This is a genomic window from Lentibacillus sp. JNUCC-1 (assembly GCF_009741735.1).
Taxonomy (GTDB): domain Bacteria; phylum Bacillota; class Bacilli; order Bacillales; family Amphibacillaceae; genus Lentibacillus_B.
In genome coordinates this window covers 95,202-113,729 of sequence record NZ_WHOH01000001.1, presented here as the reverse complement: position 1 = coordinate 113,729, position 18,528 = coordinate 95,202, and the positions used below count along the sequence as shown (strand labels likewise).

The following is an 18,528-nucleotide window of genomic DNA, read 5'->3' as shown; positions in this document are numbered from 1 at the left end:
GGTGGTGTGAGAGGTCGGGGGTTAGTCACCCCCTCCTACTCGATTTTATTCTGTATGTTGAAAGATCTTTTGTATGTGATTGAGTTGGTTCTGGGTCTGATGGAGCTCAGGATGTTGGGTAATATGTGCCTGAATCATGCTAATTTGCTGCTGGGCTGCTTGAATTTGCATCTGGGCGTGTTGAAGCTGTTGTGGATCTGCCGTAGCCTGAGCTTCTTGAACAGCTTGTTGCACTTGTTTAACTGCTTGGGCGGCATGCTGAAGTATTTGATCTTGATCTGTTATTTTAATCACCCCCATTCACTAGCGTCGCATTAAAATGCAACAATGTCATTCAAAAAACGGAATCTTCTTGAATCCGTGTACGGACATAAAAAAATCCTTTATAATGGTTGGTGTGGTAGTAACCTATCCAAATCCATTACAAAGGACATACACATGGATAAGTCTACACGAAAAACATCATTCAAACAATGGTTAGCACCAATTAATCAAGCTTTATTTGAAGAACAAGTAAGTCTGCATCGACTGGACCATTATACGAAAAAGCTCTACATGGATTCGTTTATGTCATTACTGTTGTACGCCCAACTCCATGAAATAGAGAGTTTACGGGCTCTGAGCGACGCTGTTTTCTCAGAAGAACTTCAACGATCGGCAGGTTTGGACACAATCAGTTTTTCACAACTGGGTCGCCGGCTTAACCAAGTGCCTACGGCTTTCTTTCAAACCATTTTTCTGGATTTGATTTCCCAAATCCATGCGAAAACACAGTTTCAACAGCGAAGACAAGTTACAACGCCGTTAAAAATCATTGATTCTAGCACATTGCCGCTTAATCTGACGAACCATAACTGGGCTGAATTCCGGCAAACAAAGTCAGGTGTCAAACTTCACTTACGGCTGGTGTTTATGGAAGAAGGGCATTCTTATCCAGATCAAGCTGTAATCACCAATGCGGTCCACCATGATCGTGGGCAACTGGAAGTTCTTGTCGACGACAAGGCCTGCATGTACGTATTTGACCGCGGTTACCTGGATTATGAACGTTTCGATCGTATGACTGACGAAGGCTTTTTCTTTGTTTCTCGCTTGCGTAAGAATGCCGTCGTACGTGTACTTGAGACGTTTTCACTACCAGAGGAATCGAATGTGTTATCGGATGAAATGGTTGTCATTGGATCACCCCAAAACCGTTCGGAAAACGTGTTTCGCAGACTAAAATTGTTTGACACAAAAGGCAATGAGCTTACACTACTGACGAACCGCTTTGATTTGGATGCCGATGAAATCGCCGACATCTATCGATCAAGATGGGCCATTGAACTATTCTTCAAATGGATGAAGCAGCATTTGAGCATCAAAAAGTTTTACGGATACAGTGAACAAGCTGTCCACAACCAGGTCTATATCGCAATGATTGTGTATTGCTTGAACGTATTGGTTCAATTGTACACAGGCAGCCATCGAAGCTACTTGCAGATAAGTCGCTATTTAAAAGCATCCCTGTGGAAGCCAGCTTATATATGGTTGAAAAAAATCGAAGGGAAAGGTATCCCGTAAAACGTCTTTGTCCTTGTTGTTTCTGCCGTTAGCCATAGTAAAAAAATGGATGTTTACTACCTTTAATTCGGTGTTTTAACTTTTTTCGTTTTACACCGAAGGTGTTAATCTGAATATTTCGTTTATATTAATGCGACGCTAGTGACCCCCATTATATACTTTAGTTTGGGTGGATTGGTTTTAGGTATTCAAGGGTTAATTTCCCACCCGTATATACAGTAATTGGACATGTTCCAATGAAGAAGCTAATATGAAATGAAATAAACCAAATCAAAGGAGTGCACGTTTTGATCCGTTATAGATTACTTTATGCTGGGATCACAATACTCGTGCTTGTAATCATCGTCTTGACCTTTCAATTTGAAAAAGAAAACCAATTGAAACAATCGATGAAAGAGGAGGAAGATATGATCCATAATAATGACATAACTGAAACAAGCAGTTTCACCAGTCAATTAAAACGCCGTATTGATTCAGTACTGGATCAAGAACCGGATCTGCAAGGTGCAATCGCAGGTATTAGTGTGAGATCTGCCGAATCCGGCACATTGATATATGAGCAGCATGGTGATATTCGTCTTCACCCTGCATCTAATATGAAATTACTAACCGGTGCGGCTGCATTATCAGTACTAGGGCCGGATTACACCATGTCAACCCAATTATTAATCGACGGTCAAATTGAAGCCGGAACGCTCAACGGTGATTTATACATAAAGGGGAAAGGTGACCCGACCTTAACGCAGCAAACTTTCCAGAAGATGGCGCTGCTGCTGAAAGAAAAAGGGATCACCCATATTGAGGGGAACGTAGTAGGTGACGATACCTGGTATGATGATGAACGCCTGTCACGGGATTTGAATTGGAGCGATGAAACATATTATTACGGAGCTCAAATTTCAGCTCTGACTGCTTCACCGAACACGGATTATGATGCTGGAAGTGTTATTGTTGGCGTTAAGACTGGTGAAGCAGGGGAAACGCCGACGGTTAGCCTTATGCCGGAAACAAATTATGTGCAAGTGAAAAATACTGCAATAACCACTGAATCAGGTAATGCTGAGGCCGAATTAACAGTTGAAAGAGAACATGGTACAAATATAATTAAGGTTTCGGGATCACTCCCGACAGCAGCGAATTCGGTATATGAATGGATTTCGGTATGGGACCCGACTCAATACGCACTAAGTTTATTTCAAAGCGCATTAACAGAAAAAGGCATTACTGTTTCAGGGGAAATAAGCACTCATAAAACCCCTGATGGAGCTCAACTCATACACACACATGCCTCAATGCCTTTGAAGGATTTGCTCGTACCATTTATGAAGCTTTCCAACAATACAATCGGTGAAATGTTGATCAAAGAAATGGGACAATTGGAACACAGTGAGGGTCATGGGAAAAAGGCTTGCAGGTTCTGGAGACTAAGCTGCTAGAGCTTGGTATGAACACAGGCACGATTCTGATCAGAGATGGTTCAGGAATTTCTCATATTAATTCAATCCCTGCGAATGAATTGACAAAGTTGTTGTTTAACGTTCAGGAAGAAACATGGTTTCCTTCTTTCTTGCGATCGCTCCCGGTTGCTGGTGCACCGGACCGTATGAATGGTGGAACGCTAAGAGAACGTATGTCACACCTAGATGTTAAAGCCAAAACGGGAACAATTTATGGTGTCAGTACTTTGTCAGGGTATGTTAATACGCATAACAAGGAAACGCTGATCTTCTCGATTTTATTAAACAATCTTTTGGATGACGAAGATGGACCGGATATAGAAGATCGGCTGGTAGAGGCTATCGCAAATGAGCAAAATGACTAAATGAGGTGATACATATGAAAAAGTGGGCGCTCTTTCTCTTAATGTTTCTTTTATTCATATTGTTAGCTTGTAATGATGAGGAGACAAATGAGCACGTGTCAAGTGACCAGGAGGAACATGAAAAACCCGAAGTTCGAACAACTCCTTCCGAGAGCTCGAAGCCTAAAACGAAGCCATTACCAGAAATGACGTGGGAGCACTTAGTCAATCAAGAAGAAGGCAAATTAACGGCAAATCTTGACGTTGATGAAAAGATGAGTGATCAACTGGTTGAAACTCTGGAAAAAGAAATAACAGCATTGACAGATGAAACAAATGATCCTGAACAGATATATAGGGGAGCAGTTGATCTATTAGCTAGCTCGTATTATCAAACATATTTTGAAAAGGCCAGCACGTACGACCCTGACTTTGAGGAGCCATATCTGCCTGATCCGGAAATTGAGAAAAAAGAAGGAAAAAAAGCCTCTCCAAAAAAAGCGTTTATTTTACTTGATGCAAGTTCAAGTATGCTTCTCAGGGTGAATGGAAAAATAAAAATGGATATCGCTAAGAACGCTGTCCAAAGATTTGGTGAAGTAATTGGACAGGACAGCGACCTATCTCTTCTTGTATACGGTCACTTAGGGTCTGAGTCCTCAGAAGATAAACAGCTTTCTTGTGAAGGAATTGAAGAAGTTTATGAAATGAGCCCATACGATGAAGAAACTTTCCAGGCATCGCTTAATTCTTTTGAAAGTAAAGGCTGGACACCACTTGCAGGGGCTATTAAAGAAGCGGCAAATATGAGCCGGGATTTCACAGAAGACGTGACGGTTTATGTTGTAAGTGATGGGGTGGAAACTTGTGGCGGTGATCCAGTTGCTGCTGCCGAAGCTTTTACAAAAGATTCAAAAGAAAGAAAGGTTCATATTATCGGTTTTCATGTTGATGAAACAGCTGAAAATGAATTGAAGAAAGTATCTGATGCAGGAAACGGCACTTATTATCCGGCTGACAACGAAGAGGAACTTCAGGATACCATTCAGAAGAGATGGCTTCCATCTTTAGCCGATTTGGCATGGGCCCATACAAAAGCTCCCGGACCTTGGGAAGTTCTGGGGAAGCTTGAAGAGCTGGAGAAACACACGAATAAACTTACTGAAGTAAGACAATTGGAAACAGAACGCTTAAATACTGTTTATCGCTTGATTCGTGACCATGACTTATTATCCAGCGAAGCACGTGAAGATCTTAAGGCTCTTCTGGATGAAAGAGACGATGAGATCCGAACGCTCATTAAAAATTTGACCGATGAGAAGAAAGAAGATATCAACAAGCAAGCAGATGACATTAAAAACCGTGTTAGCGAATGGCGGGATAGAATGTATGAATTAAGGGACGAAGAACGTGATCATTCTTAATGTATGCTAGAATAGAAAAATAAGATCTTGTATAACATGGAGAGGAGTTCGATTAAATGGGACAATTAACAGGTAAAACAGCCATTGTAACGGGTGCAAGCAGTGGAATAGGTTCGGGAATTGCAACTCACCTGGCCTATGAAGGTGCAAACGTGGTGCTTGCCGCCCGAAGCGTGCATAAATTAGAAGATCTTGCTGCCTCAATCAATGCAAATAACAATGGAAAGGCTGTTGCGGTTCAGGCTGATGTATCGAATGCCCCTGAAGTCACGTCACTTATTGAACAGGCAAAAGAGACATTCGGCAAAGTAGACATCTATATTAATAATGCTGGCGCCATGTTGTCAGCACGCATAACTGATGGTGCAGTGGATGAGTGGGAGCAAATGGTTGATACAAATATCAAAGGCGTTTTGTACGGGGTAAACGGGGTTCTCCCAGATATGATCACACAAAAATCAGGGCACATTATCAATATTGCCTCGGTCTCGGGATTTGAAGTGACAAAAGTGAGTACCGTATACAGTGCCACAAAGTCTGCTGTTCGCGCAATTTCCATTGGACTCGAGAAAGAGCTTGCCCGTACCGGAGTCAGGGTCACAAACATATCCCCCGGACAGGTAAACACAAGAGAGAACACCAATAAAGACCGAAAACCGCTTGAGACAGATGATATCGCACATGCTGTGATTTATGCTCTGACTCAGCCGGATTATGTTAACGTAAATGAAATCACCGTGCGTCCTGTATAAACTTAAGACGCTCTGAATGAAGCGTGTGCGCTTTTTAAGCACACGCTTTATTTTAGGTCTTCAATTGAATCATAGGACAGCCATCCTCTTTGAACTGCCTCCCATAAATAGATAGATGCAATGGTGCAGTGGGGTGACCATTTTTCACCTTCCACCAGGAGTGCTTCCTTTCTTTTGGACTGTTCGACCTGGTAAAGCCATCTCGCAGCACGCTGAAGACCAATGTCTCCGATCGCAAGTATGTTTTGTCTTTTTAACGAGAATATTAAAAACATATGTGCCGTCCAAGCACCAATCCCCTTAATATCCGTTAAACATTTGATAACAGTCTGATCGTCAAAGTTATCCAGCTCATTTAAATTCAGCGAACCGGAACAGACTTTTTCTTGAAGATCCCGAAGATATTGCAATTTACTTCTTGAAAATCCACATTCACGGATTGTTTCATCCGGAAGGCGCTTCACAGATTCTGCGGTAATGTCCCCATCTAATGCACGGTCCAAACGATTGAATATGGCTTCTGCTGCCGCAACAGATATAAGCTGTCCTGTAATTGAACGAACGAGGGAACGAAATCGATCAGGCCGTGTTTGGAAATCAACATTGCCAATTAATCCAATCAGCTCTCCTAATTTAGGGTCCTTTTTAGAAAGTTGTTTCACTATCTTATCGTTTTGATTCACATGCCAAATTGTCATTATGCCGCCCCCCATAGAACTTTTAAGTCTATTTTAACAAGACGGCGTTAAACTTGCACCATATGATGGTGGATTAATAGCCCTGAGGATTATTTTTTGCTATGATATAGGATGTAGGTTATATAAACACTAAGAATAGCAGTCAATCTGAATGGCGCACATCAAATATGTGCTGGCAAACAGATTATCAAGGAAGGAGCTTGTACGAATGAATTCTAAAAAACCAAGGATTGTCGTTCTCGGTGCCGGATATGCAGGCATGATGACCACTAAGCGGTTGTGTCAAAACCTTGCACCGGAAGAAGCAGAAATTGTACTTGTCAATAAGCATAATTATCACTACCAGACGACCTGGCTGCATGAGGTAGCTGCTGGGACGATTAATCCTAACCAGGTCCGCATTATGATCAGTGATGTGATCAACCCTAATCGTGTCAGATTGATTTATGATACGGTTGCTAAGGTGAACAAAGAGGATCAAGTGGTTGAATTGGAAAACAGTGAATTGAGCTATGATTATCTTGTCATCTCTCTTGGATTTGAAACCAACACATTTGGCATAAAAGGTATGGAAGATCATGCCTTCTTTATCAATGATATCGATACGTGCCGTGAGATCTACAGTCACATAGAGTATCAGTTCGCAAAATATAACACTCAGGAAAACCCAGATGATGACAGCCTTGCCATCCTTGTCGGCGGGGGCGGTTTTACAGGTATTGAGTTTGTTGGAGAGCTTGTGGAAAAAGTTCCCGAGCTTTGCAAAAAGTATGATGTTGACCGCAGTAAGGTCCGAATCATCAACGTTGAAGCGGCACCATCGATTATGCCAGGATTTGATAAAGATCTGGTGGCCTATGCAAAAGATTCACTTCAGAGCCGCGGTGTTGAATTTATGGAAAATGCTAAGATTCAGGAATGTACTGAAGATGGTTTTGTTGTCGGTGATGATCATGAGAAGGTCAAAGCTGGAACCGTTGTATGGACAGGTGGTGTGAAAGGCAGCTCTATCCTGACTGAGTCAGGGTTTGAATTGACAAAAGGTAAGGTTACTGTCGATGGCGATCTCCGCGCACCAGGTGAAGAAAATATCTTTATTCTGGGTGACTGTGCATGGGTTATGAATAAAGAAGAAGGTCGGCCATACCCACCAACTGCCCAGTCTGCTATGCAGCATGCTGATACTTGTGCTGCCAACCTCCGTGCTCTGCTCCATAATGAACCGCTGGAATCTTTTGTGTTTGACGATAAAGGTACAGTCGCATCATTGGGTGTAACAGATGGCATGGGGACCGTATTTTCCGGAACGAAGCTATACGGAAAGTCCGCCGCAACAATGAAGAAAGTCGTGGATAATCGTTACCTATTCTTGCTCGGCGGACCGAAACTTGTATTGAGAAAAGGCAAGTTCCGTCCGTTCTAATCATTTGAAACGGTTAAATTGTTGAAAATGGAATGAGGAGGAATCGACCATGAAAAAGGGAACGTTATATACATTTTTAATGGTACTTGCGTCTGTTGTAGGTTATGTTTATGCCAGTCGCAAATTTGAGGACACCAGAGACTTTAGATAATGAATATATGCAGGCTGTTCACGTCATAGGGACGGGACAGCCTTTTTGTCATTTTAGATACAAAACAGTTAAAAAGGGGGTGTCTTGATGAGTACTGGATTAATAATTTTTCTTGTTATTCTTTTTGCGGTTGCTGTTGTTGGTACATTGTACGCCTTTAAACAAGAAGAAAAGAAAATGAAACAATATGAGGAAGAAGGCGATACCCCTGAAGAAGAACTGAAACGATCCCTTGACTACGAAGAAGAATCACTCAGGTCGAATATACCATTGCAAATAGCGATCTATATCATTGCTATTGTTTTAAGTGTTGTGGCTTTTCTATGGTTTATCATGTGAAAATAGAGAGTAGAAAAAATGTAACAGCTTCTGCATGTTATATGTATATAACCCCATACTAAAAAACAGATAATATGGTTAAGGGGTTATGTGAAATGAAGCAGTGTTTAGCTGTGATAATCATTATTATGATATTTCCTGCGATGTCTGTTGCAGCAGAAGAAATAGATCTTATATACGAAGATGAACCAGTTGAGACAATACATCGGGACTATTTCTTCCTAGAAGGTTCAGGCGGTTTGATTTTTGATCAGAAGCGTATGTATGCGCTTTATAAGAAGATACAGAAGCGTATATATACCTCGCCTAAGAACGCCAGAATTACATCAGATGATGAAATTTCATCAGAAATTCCAGGGATACAAGTTCATGAGCTCAACTTCCGACAAATGCTGATGAGCCACTTGCTGCAAAAAGACGCATCATCATTCGAGATCCCGACAGAAAGGATTTACCCTCGTGTAGATAGTGAACTCTTGAATCAAATCCGAACCATACAACTTGGTGAATATCGCACCCATTTCGAACAAAGCCATACTGAGCGCAGCCATAATATTGAGCTTGCGGCCCAAGCGATCAACAATTATGTTGTTTTTCCTGGAGAAACATTCTCTTTTAATCGCATTGTCGGAGAGCGAACTGAAGAGAAAGGGTATAAGCGAGCCCCTGTTATTGTAAAAGGGGAATTAACAGAAGGTATTGGCGGTGGGATTTGTCAAGTCTCATCAACTTTATTTAATGCAGTAGACCTAAGGGGAGTACAAATTGTGGAACGGTACTCTCATAGCAGGCAAGTGCCTTATGTGCCTTCTGGAAGGGATGCAGCAGTGAGTTGGTGGGGGCCGGATTTCGTATTTAAGAACAAATATAGCCAGCCCATATTGATTTTGGCAGAAGCTCATCAAGGTAATTTGTATATTCGGATCATGTCATCAGAAAATATAAAAAATAAATAGGGGCGCTGCGCCCCTATTTATTTTTTATATTTTTGCTTTAATCCAATTGATCAGACCGCCGTGCAGGATTGTGTCGATTTGTCTTTCTGATAAGCTGTGCTCAAGCTCAATGGTGCCTTCTTTTCCTTTAAGCAAGGCTGTCAATTTATTTTGTTTTTGTATTGTTTTTCGTATGTCTGCTAAATGCAGTGTATCTCCGGTTTCGAGTTTTTCATAATCTTCTTCGTTTACAAACGTTAAGGGGAGAATCCCAAAGTTGACGAGATTTTGCCAATGGATTCTGGCATAGTCTTTCGCAATAACAACTTGAAGCCCTAAATAGCGTGGGGCCAGTGCAGCATGCTCACGACTGGATCCCTGGCCATAATTATATCCGCCTACGATAGCGTGCCCGCCGCTATCTTTTGTTTGCATCGCTTTCTTAACGTATGAAGGATCTACAGCTTCATAAGTGAATTTGGCAATTTCGGGTAAATTACTCCGATATGGAAGGACACGCGCTCCGCCAGCCAAAATTTCATCTGTAGATATATTGTCTCCTACTTTCAACAGGACAGGAATTTCCAGCTCATCAGGGAGTTCATTCATTTCTGGTATAGAAACGATATTAGGGCCTTTTACGATTTCTACATTCTTTGCTTCTTCAACTGGCAAAGGCGGTTCAAATAAATGGTCATCCACATATTTTTCATTCGGGACATTGACTTTCGGGTATGGCTTATCAAATGTGCGCGGATCAGTGATTTCTCCTTTTAACGCTGAAACAGCTGCTGTTTCAGGGCTCGACAAATACACACTGTCTTCAACTGTTCCGGAGCGCCCCGGAAAGTTTCTGGGCGTTGTTCTCAGACTGTTTTTCCCAGTTGCAGGTGCCTGCCCCATGCCAATACACCCGTTACACCCTGCCTGATGCAGCCGTGCCCCTGATTGCAGCAAACTTGCAATATGAAACTCTTTCACCAAGCTGGTCAGCATTTGTCTTGAGGTCGGGTTTATGTCAAAAGACAATGTATCAGCAATTTTGTTGCCTTTCACAATTTCAGCTGCAATTGCAAAGTCCCTGAAGCCCGGGTTTGCTGAGGAGCCGATGTATGATTGATAGATAGGAGTTCCGGCGATTTCGCTGACAGGAACGACATTGCCAGGACTAGAAGGCTTTGCAATTAAAGGAACCAATTCAGACAAGTTGATCTCGTCATGGAGATCATACGAAGCGTCTTCATCTGCAACCAATTCCTCCCATTCCTCTTCACGGTCCTGCGTCGCCATAAAACGCTTGATTTCCTCATCTGAAGGAAATACCGTAGTCGTCGCACCGAGCTCTGCACCCTTGTTTGCGATCACATGACGGTCCATGGCAGAAAGTTCTTTAACGCCCGGTCCGTAATATTCAATAATCTTCCCGACGCCACCTTTGACATCATATCGTCTAAGCATTTCCAGTGCTACGTCTTTAGCACTGACCCAGTCAGGCAGTTTCCCAGTAAGCTTGACACCCATGATTTCCGGCATTTTGATATAAATCGGTTCTCCAGTGATGGCAAGTGCAACGTCAATGCCGCCTGCTCCCATAGCAAGCATGCCCATGGCACCATTTGCACATGTATGACTGTCCGAGCCAAGCAGGGTTTTACCGGGTCGTGCGAGACGTTGCATGTGGACAGGATGGCTTACACCGTTACCGGGACGACTGTAATAAAGCCCGAAGCGTTTTGACGCACTTTCTAGAAATAAGTGATCGTCAGGATTCTTGTTGTCAACCTGAATTAAATTATGGTCGACATACTGTGCAGAGGCCTCTGTTTTTGCATAGTCAAGACCCATCGCTTCTAATTCAAGCATGACCATAGTTCCTGTCGCATCTTGTGTTAAGGTTTGATCGATCTTTAAACCGATTTCCTCTCCTTTTTTCATTTCCCCAGACACAAGATGGGAATGTATTAACTTTTCCGTAACATTAAAAGCCAATGTATATCCTCCTTTTAATTATATGTGTAAAAGACACTTCTATATATATATGTACCTCTTATGAGTAATGTTCAAACCGATATAACATATGTCGTCGAGTCATATGAAATGAAAAAAATAAAAAGTCCCGTTATACTGAAAAAGTAAGTTAATTTAAAAGAGGAGGAATTCATTTAATGACTGAAACTTATCAGCCAACATGGGATTTGGATACTGTGTTTTCTGGAGGAAGTGATTCAGAAGAACTCCGTACATATCTCACTAAATTGGAATCCAATATTGATAAACTTAAAGGTTATGTGGACTCATTTGACCCGGTTTCTGCCAGCAGTGTTCAGCTGGCAGAAACGATTGCCCATCTTGAAAAAACGACGAAACAACTGCGTGAAGCTTCTGCATTTATCAGTTGTTTGAGCGCTCAGGATGTAACCGATAAAAAGGCGACCATTCTTGTTGGTAAGCGGAGTGATCTCAGCGCTCGACTAGGTACGATAACAACATCACTTGACCAAAAAATGGTTAAAATTCCTGGGACAGACTGGGAAAAGATGCTTGAACACCCGGATCTAAAACCTCTGAGCTTTGTGCTGAATGAAAATCGCTCAAAGGCAAAAGAGCAATTACCTGCTGCTCAAGAAATGTTGATCAATGATTTGTCTGTTGACGGTTATAATGGGTGGGGACAGATGTATGATGCAATTGTTGGAACAATGTCTGTAGAGCTCGAAGAAGACGGAAAAAAAGAATCCTATTCTGTAGGTCAGGCGTCCAATAAATTAAGTCATCCGGACCGTTCAATGCGGAAACATGCTGCTGAACAATTGAATGAAGCATGGTCAGGTCATGCTGATTTATTCGGACAAACCCTTAATCACCTTGCCGGGTTCCGGCTCCAGAAGTATAAACATCGCGGTTGGGATAATGTATTAAAGGAACCGCTTGAAATCAATCGTATGAAGCAAGAAACGCTTGATGCCATGTGGCAGGCAATCACAGATCACAAACAGCCATTTGTGGATTTTCTTAAAAGAAAAGCAGCGTTATTGGGCCAAAAAGAGTTAAGTATGTATGATATTGGAGCCCCGATTTCCAAATCAGAAAAAACGTATTCTTATTCTGAAGGGGCAGACTTTATCGTTAACCACTTCCGGAATTTCAGTCCCAAAATGGCGGATTTTGCTCGAATGGCTTTTGAAAAACGGTGGATTGAGGCTGAAGATCGGGCAGGAAAGCGTCCTGGAGGCTTTTGCACGAGCTTTCCTGATAGTGAACAAACACGTATTTTCATGACGTACTCTGGTACAGCATCAAATATTGCAACGCTTGCACATGAACTTGGGCATGCCTACCATCAGCATGTCATGAATGATATACACGGTTTAAATCAGCGCTATGCTATGAATGTGGCTGAGACAGCTTCTACGTTTGCTGAAATGATTGTGGCTGATGCATCTGTCAACAGTGCTGAGACACCAGAAGAAAAGAAAACTTTGCTCGAAGATAAGATCCAGCGCAGTGTCGCGTTCTTTATGAACATACATGCAAGGTTTTTGTTTGAAACACGATTCTACGAAGAAAGAAAGCGAGGTATGGTCTCTGTTTACAGGTTAAATGAACTAATGATCGAAGCACAGAAAGAAGCGTATTGTGAGGCCATCACAGATTATGATCAAAACTTCTGGGCTTCCAAGCTGCATTTTCATATAACAGGTGTGCCATTCTATAATTTCCCTTATACATTCGGCTATTTATTCAGCTTGGGTCTGTATGCACATGCAAAAAATAAGGGAGGCAGTTTTGAAGAAGATTATATAGCACTTCTTAGAGATACGGGCCGCATGACTGTGGAAGAGTTAGCGATGAAACATCTTAATGTGGATTTAACAAAACCGGATTTCTGGGAGAATGCGATCAAGTTGTGTGTCGCAGATGTAGAGGAGTTTCTCGCTTTATAAACAGAACTTGCCAGTAAGTTGTTTGCCTAAAGAGGATATGTTATACTGAAATTAACAAAAAAAGCGAATAGTTAAGCCTTCAGGGGGAGCCGTATGGCTGAGAGTGGACACAATATGTTCAGACCCTTAGAACCTGTTAGTTAGTACTAGCGTAGGGATGGCGGCTTTTTTGATGGACTTTAAAGCAGTGTGGGCGGAAACTCATCAAGAAGCTTCCCCTTGGCACTGCTTTTTTTGTGCTCTGATATTTTAGAATAGAGCTATTATTAGGGGAGGAAATGTTTTGCAATCGACACGTATATTATTTTTGATTGAAATTTCTATGCTGACAGCATTGGCGTTGGCGCTTGATGTCATACCTTTTCTTAATTTCAAAGTATGGGCAATGGGAGGATCTGTTTCTCTGGCTATGGTACCTGTATTTATTGCTGCTTTCCGCTGGGGCATTAAAGGCGGATTGCTGTCGGGTTTTCTTTGGGGAGTGCTTCAGGTGGCGGTTGGTCAGGCATTTATCGTTCACTGGGCCCAAGCACTTATAGAATACGGTTTAGCATTTACGGTGATTGGTTTTGCCGGTCTCTTTGCCGGCAAGGTCAAGGAGGCAGTGAAATCCGGTAACCAGAAAGGATACTTGACTGCAATCACTTTAGGTGTTGCTCTTGGAAGCGCCCTTCGTTTTTTAGCGCATTATTTTGCTGGCGTTATCTTTTTCGGTTCGGCAATCGAATCACAATCTGCATGGTTGTATTCTTTCTTGTATAATGTCTCATACATGGTTCCAACTGCGATCTTATCAGTTTTGGTCGTGTATTTCTTATTCAGAACACAGCCTAAAACGCTGTTGAAGGCAGCATAACCAAAATCCGCTCACACACGGGCAGTCTGGCAGAATCCAGGCTGCTTTTTTATTGCACCGCTTTTTCTTTGTTTGCATAGGCTGTTAACATACTTGCACAGAAAGGGAGCGGTGAAAGGTGGAATTAACCTTATCCCATTGGTTGTATGGTTTGTTTACACTTGCCATAATTTTAACAATGATATGGCGTAAAGGCGTGGTCTTTCCAACGCTGCTTGGCACATTTATTATTGCTTGGGTATCCAAAGGAAATATGGTTGACGGGTTAACAGCGATTTTTAACGCCAACCTTGTAGCTGCAAAAGAATTGTTTAATATATTTTTGATCATTACGTTTATGCTAGCATTGCTGCATGCGATGCGGGATTTAGGGGCAGATAAACGAATGATTCAGCCTATTGAAAGATTTATGGTCAATGCGCATGTATCTTACTTCATTCTTGCAGGAGTTACCTATGTGATTTCATTATTTTTCTGGCCGACACCAGCTGTACCACTCATTTGTGCTTTGCTTGTTCCGGCCGCGGTCAGGGCGGGCTTGCCGATTATGACAGCGGCAGTAGTTGTTGCATTGTCTGGTCAGGGAATGGCTTTGTCGTCTGACTACATTATGCAAGTGGCTCCTGGGATTTCTGCCAGTTCAGCAGGCGTTGAAACCTCACAAGTAGCAGATCAGGCGCTCATGATGTCTCTTATTGTCGGGGGCGTTGCCATCAGTTTAGCATATATGTTGCACCGAAAACATATGCGGCAATCGGGAGATCCGCTCAATGATCAGGAAATCGAAAACTTGCAGGCGGCGGATTCTGAAACCCATACAACGCGAACGAAGCACAGGGACTTCTGGAGCAAAGCGTTTGCGTTTATTGTGCCACTCGCGCTCCTTATAGTAGTTGTTTATATGATGTCCACAAAACTAACTTCTGGACGCATGGGTGGATTAGAAGGGGGAGATGGGGCTGCGTTTGTTGGCGGCGTTGCTGTTGTCCTTCTTTTGATGGCTACAACTGTATTCGGTAAACAACATGCACTTGATTATATTACAACACACATCACTAATGGTTTTGTTTTTGCTTTTAAAGCAATGGGTCCCGTTATACCAATTGCAGGGTTTTTCTTTCTTGGAAGTTCAGACTTCTCAGGAGATATTTTGGGAATCGAAAATGATGCACCAGCGTTTTTGTTTGACCTTGTGCAATCCACACAAGATTTCTTGCCACAGAATGCATTTCTCGCTGCATTTAGCATTTTGATCATTGGAATGATTACAGGGCTTGACGGTTCAGGCTTTTCCGGGCTGCCTTTAACTGGCGCTCTCTCTGCTTCTCTTGAGAGCGGCGGCATGGATATAGAAACTCTTGCAGCTATTGGACAAATGGGGTCAGTTTGGACTGGCGGCGGTACCATTGTCGCATGGTCATCGTTAATTGCTATTGCTGGGTTTTGTGGTGTATCAGTCATGGATCTTGTCAGGAAAAATTTTCTGCCGGTGGTAATCGGTCTCATTACTGCTACAATCGCCGCTGTAGTATTGTTTTAACAAATATGGAGCTGACGGAAAATCAGCTCCATTTTAAATTCCTATTTTTAATGAATAATTTGTTTTGCTGGAAAAAGTCAAATTAAAAGAGTTTAATAATATATATAGGAGGGAAGAGGAAGTTAATTTAGTGTTTAAATTATTTTACAAAGGGGGAGGAGTGGGATGGAAGATCATCTCATAGTAACGATTGATGGAGAGGAATTTTTGGCAAAACCAGGTCAAAACTTACTCGATTTAATCAATACCACCGATCGTTTTGTGCCTCAGATTTGTTATAACGAATCTCTTGGGCCTGTTCAGACCTGTGACACATGCATGGTTACGGTGGATGGTGTCATTACAAGAGCTTGCGGCACACCCGTAAAAGCAGGGATGGAGGTTAAAACAGATAGCGGTCGGGCTTATGATGCTCAAAGAGAAGGGCTTGACCGGATACTCGAAAACCATGAATTGTATTGCACAGTTTGTGATTTTAACAACGGTGATTGCGAAATACATAACACGGTCGAAGCCTTTGGAATAGAAGAGCAAACCAGACCCTTTAAACCAAAACCATACGAAGCAGACCATGGCACATTTTACCGTTACGACCCTGATCAATGTATTTTATGTGGTCGCTGTGTTGAAGTTTGCCAAGATGTTCAGGTAAATGAAACGCTTTTGATTGACTGGGATCGGAAACAGCCAAGAGTCATTTGGGATAATGATGTGCCGATTGATCAGTCATCCTGTGTCAGTTGCGGGCAATGTGTGACAGTCTGCCCATGTAATGCATTAATGGAAACGGATATGCTCGGTGAAGCAGGGTTTATGACAGATCAAAAGCCCGGTTTGCTCAGATCAATGATTGATGTGACGAAAAAAGCTGAAACAGGCTATGGTGCCCTCATGGCGGTTTCGAATACTGAAGCTGCGATGCGTGAAGAGCGAATAGAAAAAACAAAAACTGTATGCACTTATTGTGGTGTCGGGTGTTCATTTGATGTATGGACTAAGGATCGTAAAATTATTAAGGTTCAGCCCCAGCATGATTCGCCTGCGAACGGTATATCCACATGTGTAAAAGGGAAATTTGGCTGGGACTATGTAAATTCTGAAGAACGGCTGGAGAAACCTCTTATACGAAAAGGCGACGCATTTGAAGAAGTGGAATGGGACGAGGCGCTTTCATATGTTGCCAAGCGTTTCAGCGATATTAAGACGCAAAATGGAGCCGACAGTCTCGGGTTTATTGCTTCATCTAAAGCTACCAATGAAGAGTCTTATTTAATGCAGAAATTTTCCAGACAAGTTATAGGTACGAACAATGTTGACAACTGTTCCCGTTATTGTCAATCACCGGCTACAAAAGGACTATTCAGGACAGTTGGGCATGGTGGAGATTCAGGCTCAATTGATGATATTGCCGAATCAGATCTGGTGATTACAATCGGATCCAATACTGCAGAGTCGCATCCTGTTATTGCTTCCCGAATCAAACGGTCGCAAAAATTATTTGGGCAGAAATTGTATGTGTTCGATCTGCGTAAACATGAAATGGGACAACGGGCGGATAAGTTTTTCTCACCTAAAAGCGGAACTGATATTGTATGGCTGTCTGCAGTAGCGAAGTATATACTCGATCAGGGTTGGGAAGACCATACATTTATCGATCAGTGGGTCAATAACTTTGGAGATTACAAAAAGAGTCTTGAACCGTTTACAATGGGGTATGCTGAAAAGTTAACAGGCATCTCTGAGATAGAGTTAAAGGAAGTGGCCAGAGAAATAGCAGAAGCAGAAAAAGTAGCAATCTGCTGGGCTATGGGAGTAACTCAACATCAGCGCGGCAGTGATACAAGTACAGCGATTTCAAACCTATTGCTCATAACCGGCAATTACATGCGTCCCGGTACAGGAGCATACCCACTTCGAGGACATAACAATGTGCAAGGTTGCAGTGATTTCGGCAGCATGCCTAACTTCTTCCCGGGGTATGAAGCAGTTGCAAATGATGATGTACGAAAACGCTATGAAGAAGCATGGGGACAGCCTATTCCGGCTGAACCAGGTATGGATAACCATGAAATGATTGACGCCATACACGATGGAAGCCTTGACGCACTATATGTTAAAGGCGAAGACACGGGTGTTGTGGATGCAAACATTAATTATGTACGTGCTGCTTTTGAAAAACTTGATTTCTTTGTCGTGCAGGATTTGTTTTTTACCGAAACCGCTTCATATGCTGATGTAATCCTGCCTGCCGTCGCGAGTCTTGAAAAGGATGGGACGTTTACAAATACCGAACGTCGTATCCAGCGTCTGTATAAAGCACTGGAACCGGTTGGAGAATCCAAGGCAGACTGGGTCATACTGAGAGATCTTGCCCGTCGTATGGGGTATGAATGGTCATATGAGCATCCATCTGAAATTATGGATGAAGCCGCATCTCTTGCACCTTTATTTGCGGGTGTTAATTATGAACGAATGGAAGGTTATAAGAGTTTACAGTGGCCAGTCGATGCAGATGGAACAGATACACCGCTGTTATTCACAGAAGGTTTTCCGTTTGAAGACAATAAAGCGCGGCTGTATACACTCGAATTCGAACTGGACTATGACACAGATGAGGAATATGACCTGCATGTCAATAACGGTCGTGTCCTTGAACATTTCCATGAGGGGAATATGACTTATAAGTCTGATAAGCTCACATATGAATTGCCAAACACGTTCTTGGAAGTATCCCCAGAATTAGCGAAAGAGCGGAATATTGAAGAAGGTGCCCACGTTAAGCTCATTTCCCGATACGGAGAGGTAACCGTATATGTTCATATCACAAACCGGGTACAGAATAATGAGTTGTATCTGCCGTTAAACGACAGCGGCGAATCGGCGATTAACTTTCTGACCAGCAGTGATGTAGATAAGGATACAAATACACCTGCATTTAAAGAAGTCGCTGTCAAAATGAAGGTTCTAAAAAAGAAAGGTAAAAGCCCGATTCCGGATCACAACCACCGAAAAGGCAACAGGCAGCCGCAGATTGGTGTTCAGGTCGAAAAGAAATGGGCACGTTCTGATTATGTTAAACCAGGCAGTAAGGTGGTGAAATAA

At 42.4% G+C, this 18,528-nt stretch carries 13 protein-coding genes, 1 pseudogene and 1 riboswitch; of the genes and pseudogenes, 11 read left to right on the top strand and 3 right to left on the bottom strand.

What is annotated here, in order from left to right; genetic code table 11:
• Nucleotides 1-45: 45 nt before the first annotated feature.
• Nucleotides 46-300, bottom strand: coding sequence for a hypothetical protein (locus JNUCC1_RS00590; RefSeq protein WP_156643542.1), 255 nt, complete (start codon nucleotides 298-300; stop codon nucleotides 46-48).
• A 138-nt stretch (nucleotides 301-438) separates the two neighbouring features.
• Between JNUCC1_RS00590 and JNUCC1_RS00585 the strand changes: the two genes are divergently transcribed.
• The 4 genes and pseudogenes from JNUCC1_RS00585 (at nucleotide 439) to JNUCC1_RS00570 (ending at nucleotide 5,540) form a co-directional block, all read left to right on the top strand.
• Complete coding sequence (locus tag JNUCC1_RS00585; RefSeq protein ID WP_156643541.1) at nucleotides 439-1,563, top strand: IS4 family transposase; 1,125 nt, start codon at nucleotides 439-441, stop codon at nucleotides 1,561-1,563.
• Between the two features lie 389 nt (nucleotides 1,564-1,952).
• A pseudogene (gene dacB / locus JNUCC1_RS00580) lies at nucleotides 1,953-3,385 on the top strand (D-alanyl-D-alanine carboxypeptidase/D-alanyl-D-alanine endopeptidase).
• A 59-nt stretch (nucleotides 3,386-3,444) separates the two neighbouring features.
• Nucleotides 3,445-4,788 carry a vWA domain-containing protein gene (locus JNUCC1_RS00575; RefSeq protein ID WP_231746923.1) on the top strand — a complete coding sequence of 448 codons (1,344 nt, stop codon included), beginning with the start codon at nucleotides 3,445-3,447 and terminating at the stop codon, nucleotides 4,786-4,788.
• 56 nt (nucleotides 4,789-4,844) lie between these two features.
• Nucleotides 4,845-5,540, top strand: coding sequence for an SDR family oxidoreductase (locus JNUCC1_RS00570; RefSeq protein ID WP_156643539.1), 696 nt, complete (start codon nucleotides 4,845-4,847; stop codon nucleotides 5,538-5,540).
• 47 nt (nucleotides 5,541-5,587) lie between these two features.
• Here JNUCC1_RS00570 and JNUCC1_RS00565 read toward each other — a convergent pair whose 3' ends face one another.
• Nucleotides 5,588-6,238 carry a DNA-3-methyladenine glycosylase family protein gene (locus JNUCC1_RS00565; protein WP_197431582.1) on the bottom strand — a complete coding sequence of 217 codons (651 nt, stop codon included), beginning with the start codon at nucleotides 6,236-6,238 and terminating at the stop codon, nucleotides 5,588-5,590.
• Nucleotides 6,239-6,446: 208 nt separating this feature from the next.
• On the opposite strand from JNUCC1_RS00565, the gene JNUCC1_RS00560 reads away from it, so the two are divergent.
• From JNUCC1_RS00560 to JNUCC1_RS00550, 3 genes are all read left to right on the top strand, one after another.
• Nucleotides 6,447-7,661, top strand: a complete 1,215-nt coding sequence (locus tag JNUCC1_RS00560) for an NAD(P)/FAD-dependent oxidoreductase (protein WP_156643537.1) — start codon at nucleotides 6,447-6,449, stop codon at nucleotides 7,659-7,661.
• A 238-nt stretch (nucleotides 7,662-7,899) separates the two neighbouring features.
• Nucleotides 7,900-8,151 carry a hypothetical protein gene (locus JNUCC1_RS00555; RefSeq protein ID WP_156643536.1) on the top strand — a complete coding sequence of 84 codons (252 nt, stop codon included), beginning with the start codon at nucleotides 7,900-7,902 and terminating at the stop codon, nucleotides 8,149-8,151.
• 95 nt (nucleotides 8,152-8,246) lie between these two features.
• A complete protein-coding gene (locus tag JNUCC1_RS00550; RefSeq protein ID WP_231746922.1) occupies nucleotides 8,247-9,107 on the top strand; it encodes a VanW family protein in 861 nt (286 codons plus the stop codon).
• Between the two features lie 24 nt (nucleotides 9,108-9,131).
• Here the strand turns inward: JNUCC1_RS00550 and JNUCC1_RS00545 are convergent, their stop codons facing one another.
• Nucleotides 9,132-11,075: an aconitate hydratase gene (locus JNUCC1_RS00545; protein WP_156643535.1), complete on the bottom strand. Its 1,944-nt coding sequence runs from the start codon at nucleotides 11,073-11,075 to the stop codon at nucleotides 9,132-9,134.
• Nucleotides 11,076-11,251: 176 nt separating this feature from the next.
• Between JNUCC1_RS00545 and JNUCC1_RS00540 the strand changes: the two genes are divergently transcribed.
• From JNUCC1_RS00540 to fdhF, 4 genes are all read left to right on the top strand, one after another.
• Complete coding sequence (locus JNUCC1_RS00540; protein ID WP_156643534.1) at nucleotides 11,252-13,030, top strand: M3 family oligoendopeptidase; 1,779 nt, start codon at nucleotides 11,252-11,254, stop codon at nucleotides 13,028-13,030.
• 72 nt (nucleotides 13,031-13,102) lie between these two features.
• Nucleotides 13,103-13,205, top strand: a riboswitch (TPP riboswitch).
• Nucleotides 13,206-13,313: 108 nt separating this feature from the next.
• Nucleotides 13,314-13,886, top strand: coding sequence for an energy-coupled thiamine transporter ThiT (gene thiT, locus JNUCC1_RS00535; protein ID WP_156643533.1), 573 nt, complete (start codon nucleotides 13,314-13,316; stop codon nucleotides 13,884-13,886).
• Between the two features lie 118 nt (nucleotides 13,887-14,004).
• Nucleotides 14,005-15,426, top strand: a complete 1,422-nt coding sequence (locus JNUCC1_RS00530; RefSeq protein ID WP_331713538.1) for a hypothetical protein — start codon at nucleotides 14,005-14,007, stop codon at nucleotides 15,424-15,426.
• A gap of 165 nt (nucleotides 15,427-15,591) precedes the next feature.
• Nucleotides 15,592-18,528, top strand: a complete 2,937-nt coding sequence (gene fdhF, locus JNUCC1_RS00525) for a formate dehydrogenase subunit alpha (protein WP_156643532.1) — start codon at nucleotides 15,592-15,594, stop codon at nucleotides 18,526-18,528.

Excerpts from the sequence above, each read along its gene's own strand:
- JNUCC1_RS00560 (WP_156643537.1), top strand. The coding sequence starts at position 6,447 with ATGAATTCTAAAAAACCAAGGATTGTCGTTCTCGGTGCCGGATATGCA.
- JNUCC1_RS00585 (WP_156643541.1), top strand. The coding sequence starts at position 439 with ATGGATAAGTCTACACGAAAAACATCATTCAAACAATGGTTAGCACCA.
- JNUCC1_RS00555 (WP_156643536.1), top strand. The coding sequence starts at position 7,900 with ATGAGTACTGGATTAATAATTTTTCTTGTTATTCTTTTTGCGGTTGCT.
- fdhF (WP_156643532.1), top strand. The coding sequence starts at position 15,592 with ATGGAAGATCATCTCATAGTAACGATTGATGGAGAGGAATTTTTGGCA.
- JNUCC1_RS00565 (WP_197431582.1), bottom strand. The coding sequence starts at position 6,238 with ATGACAATTTGGCATGTGAATCAAAACGATAAGATAGTGAAACAACTT.
- JNUCC1_RS00550 (WP_231746922.1), top strand. The coding sequence starts at position 8,247 with ATGAAGCAGTGTTTAGCTGTGATAATCATTATTATGATATTTCCTGCG.
- JNUCC1_RS00540 (WP_156643534.1), top strand. The coding sequence starts at position 11,252 with ATGACTGAAACTTATCAGCCAACATGGGATTTGGATACTGTGTTTTCT.
- JNUCC1_RS00570 (WP_156643539.1), top strand. The coding sequence starts at position 4,845 with ATGGGACAATTAACAGGTAAAACAGCCATTGTAACGGGTGCAAGCAGT.
- JNUCC1_RS00590 (WP_156643542.1), bottom strand. The coding sequence starts at position 300 with ATGGGGGTGATTAAAATAACAGATCAAGATCAAATACTTCAGCATGCC.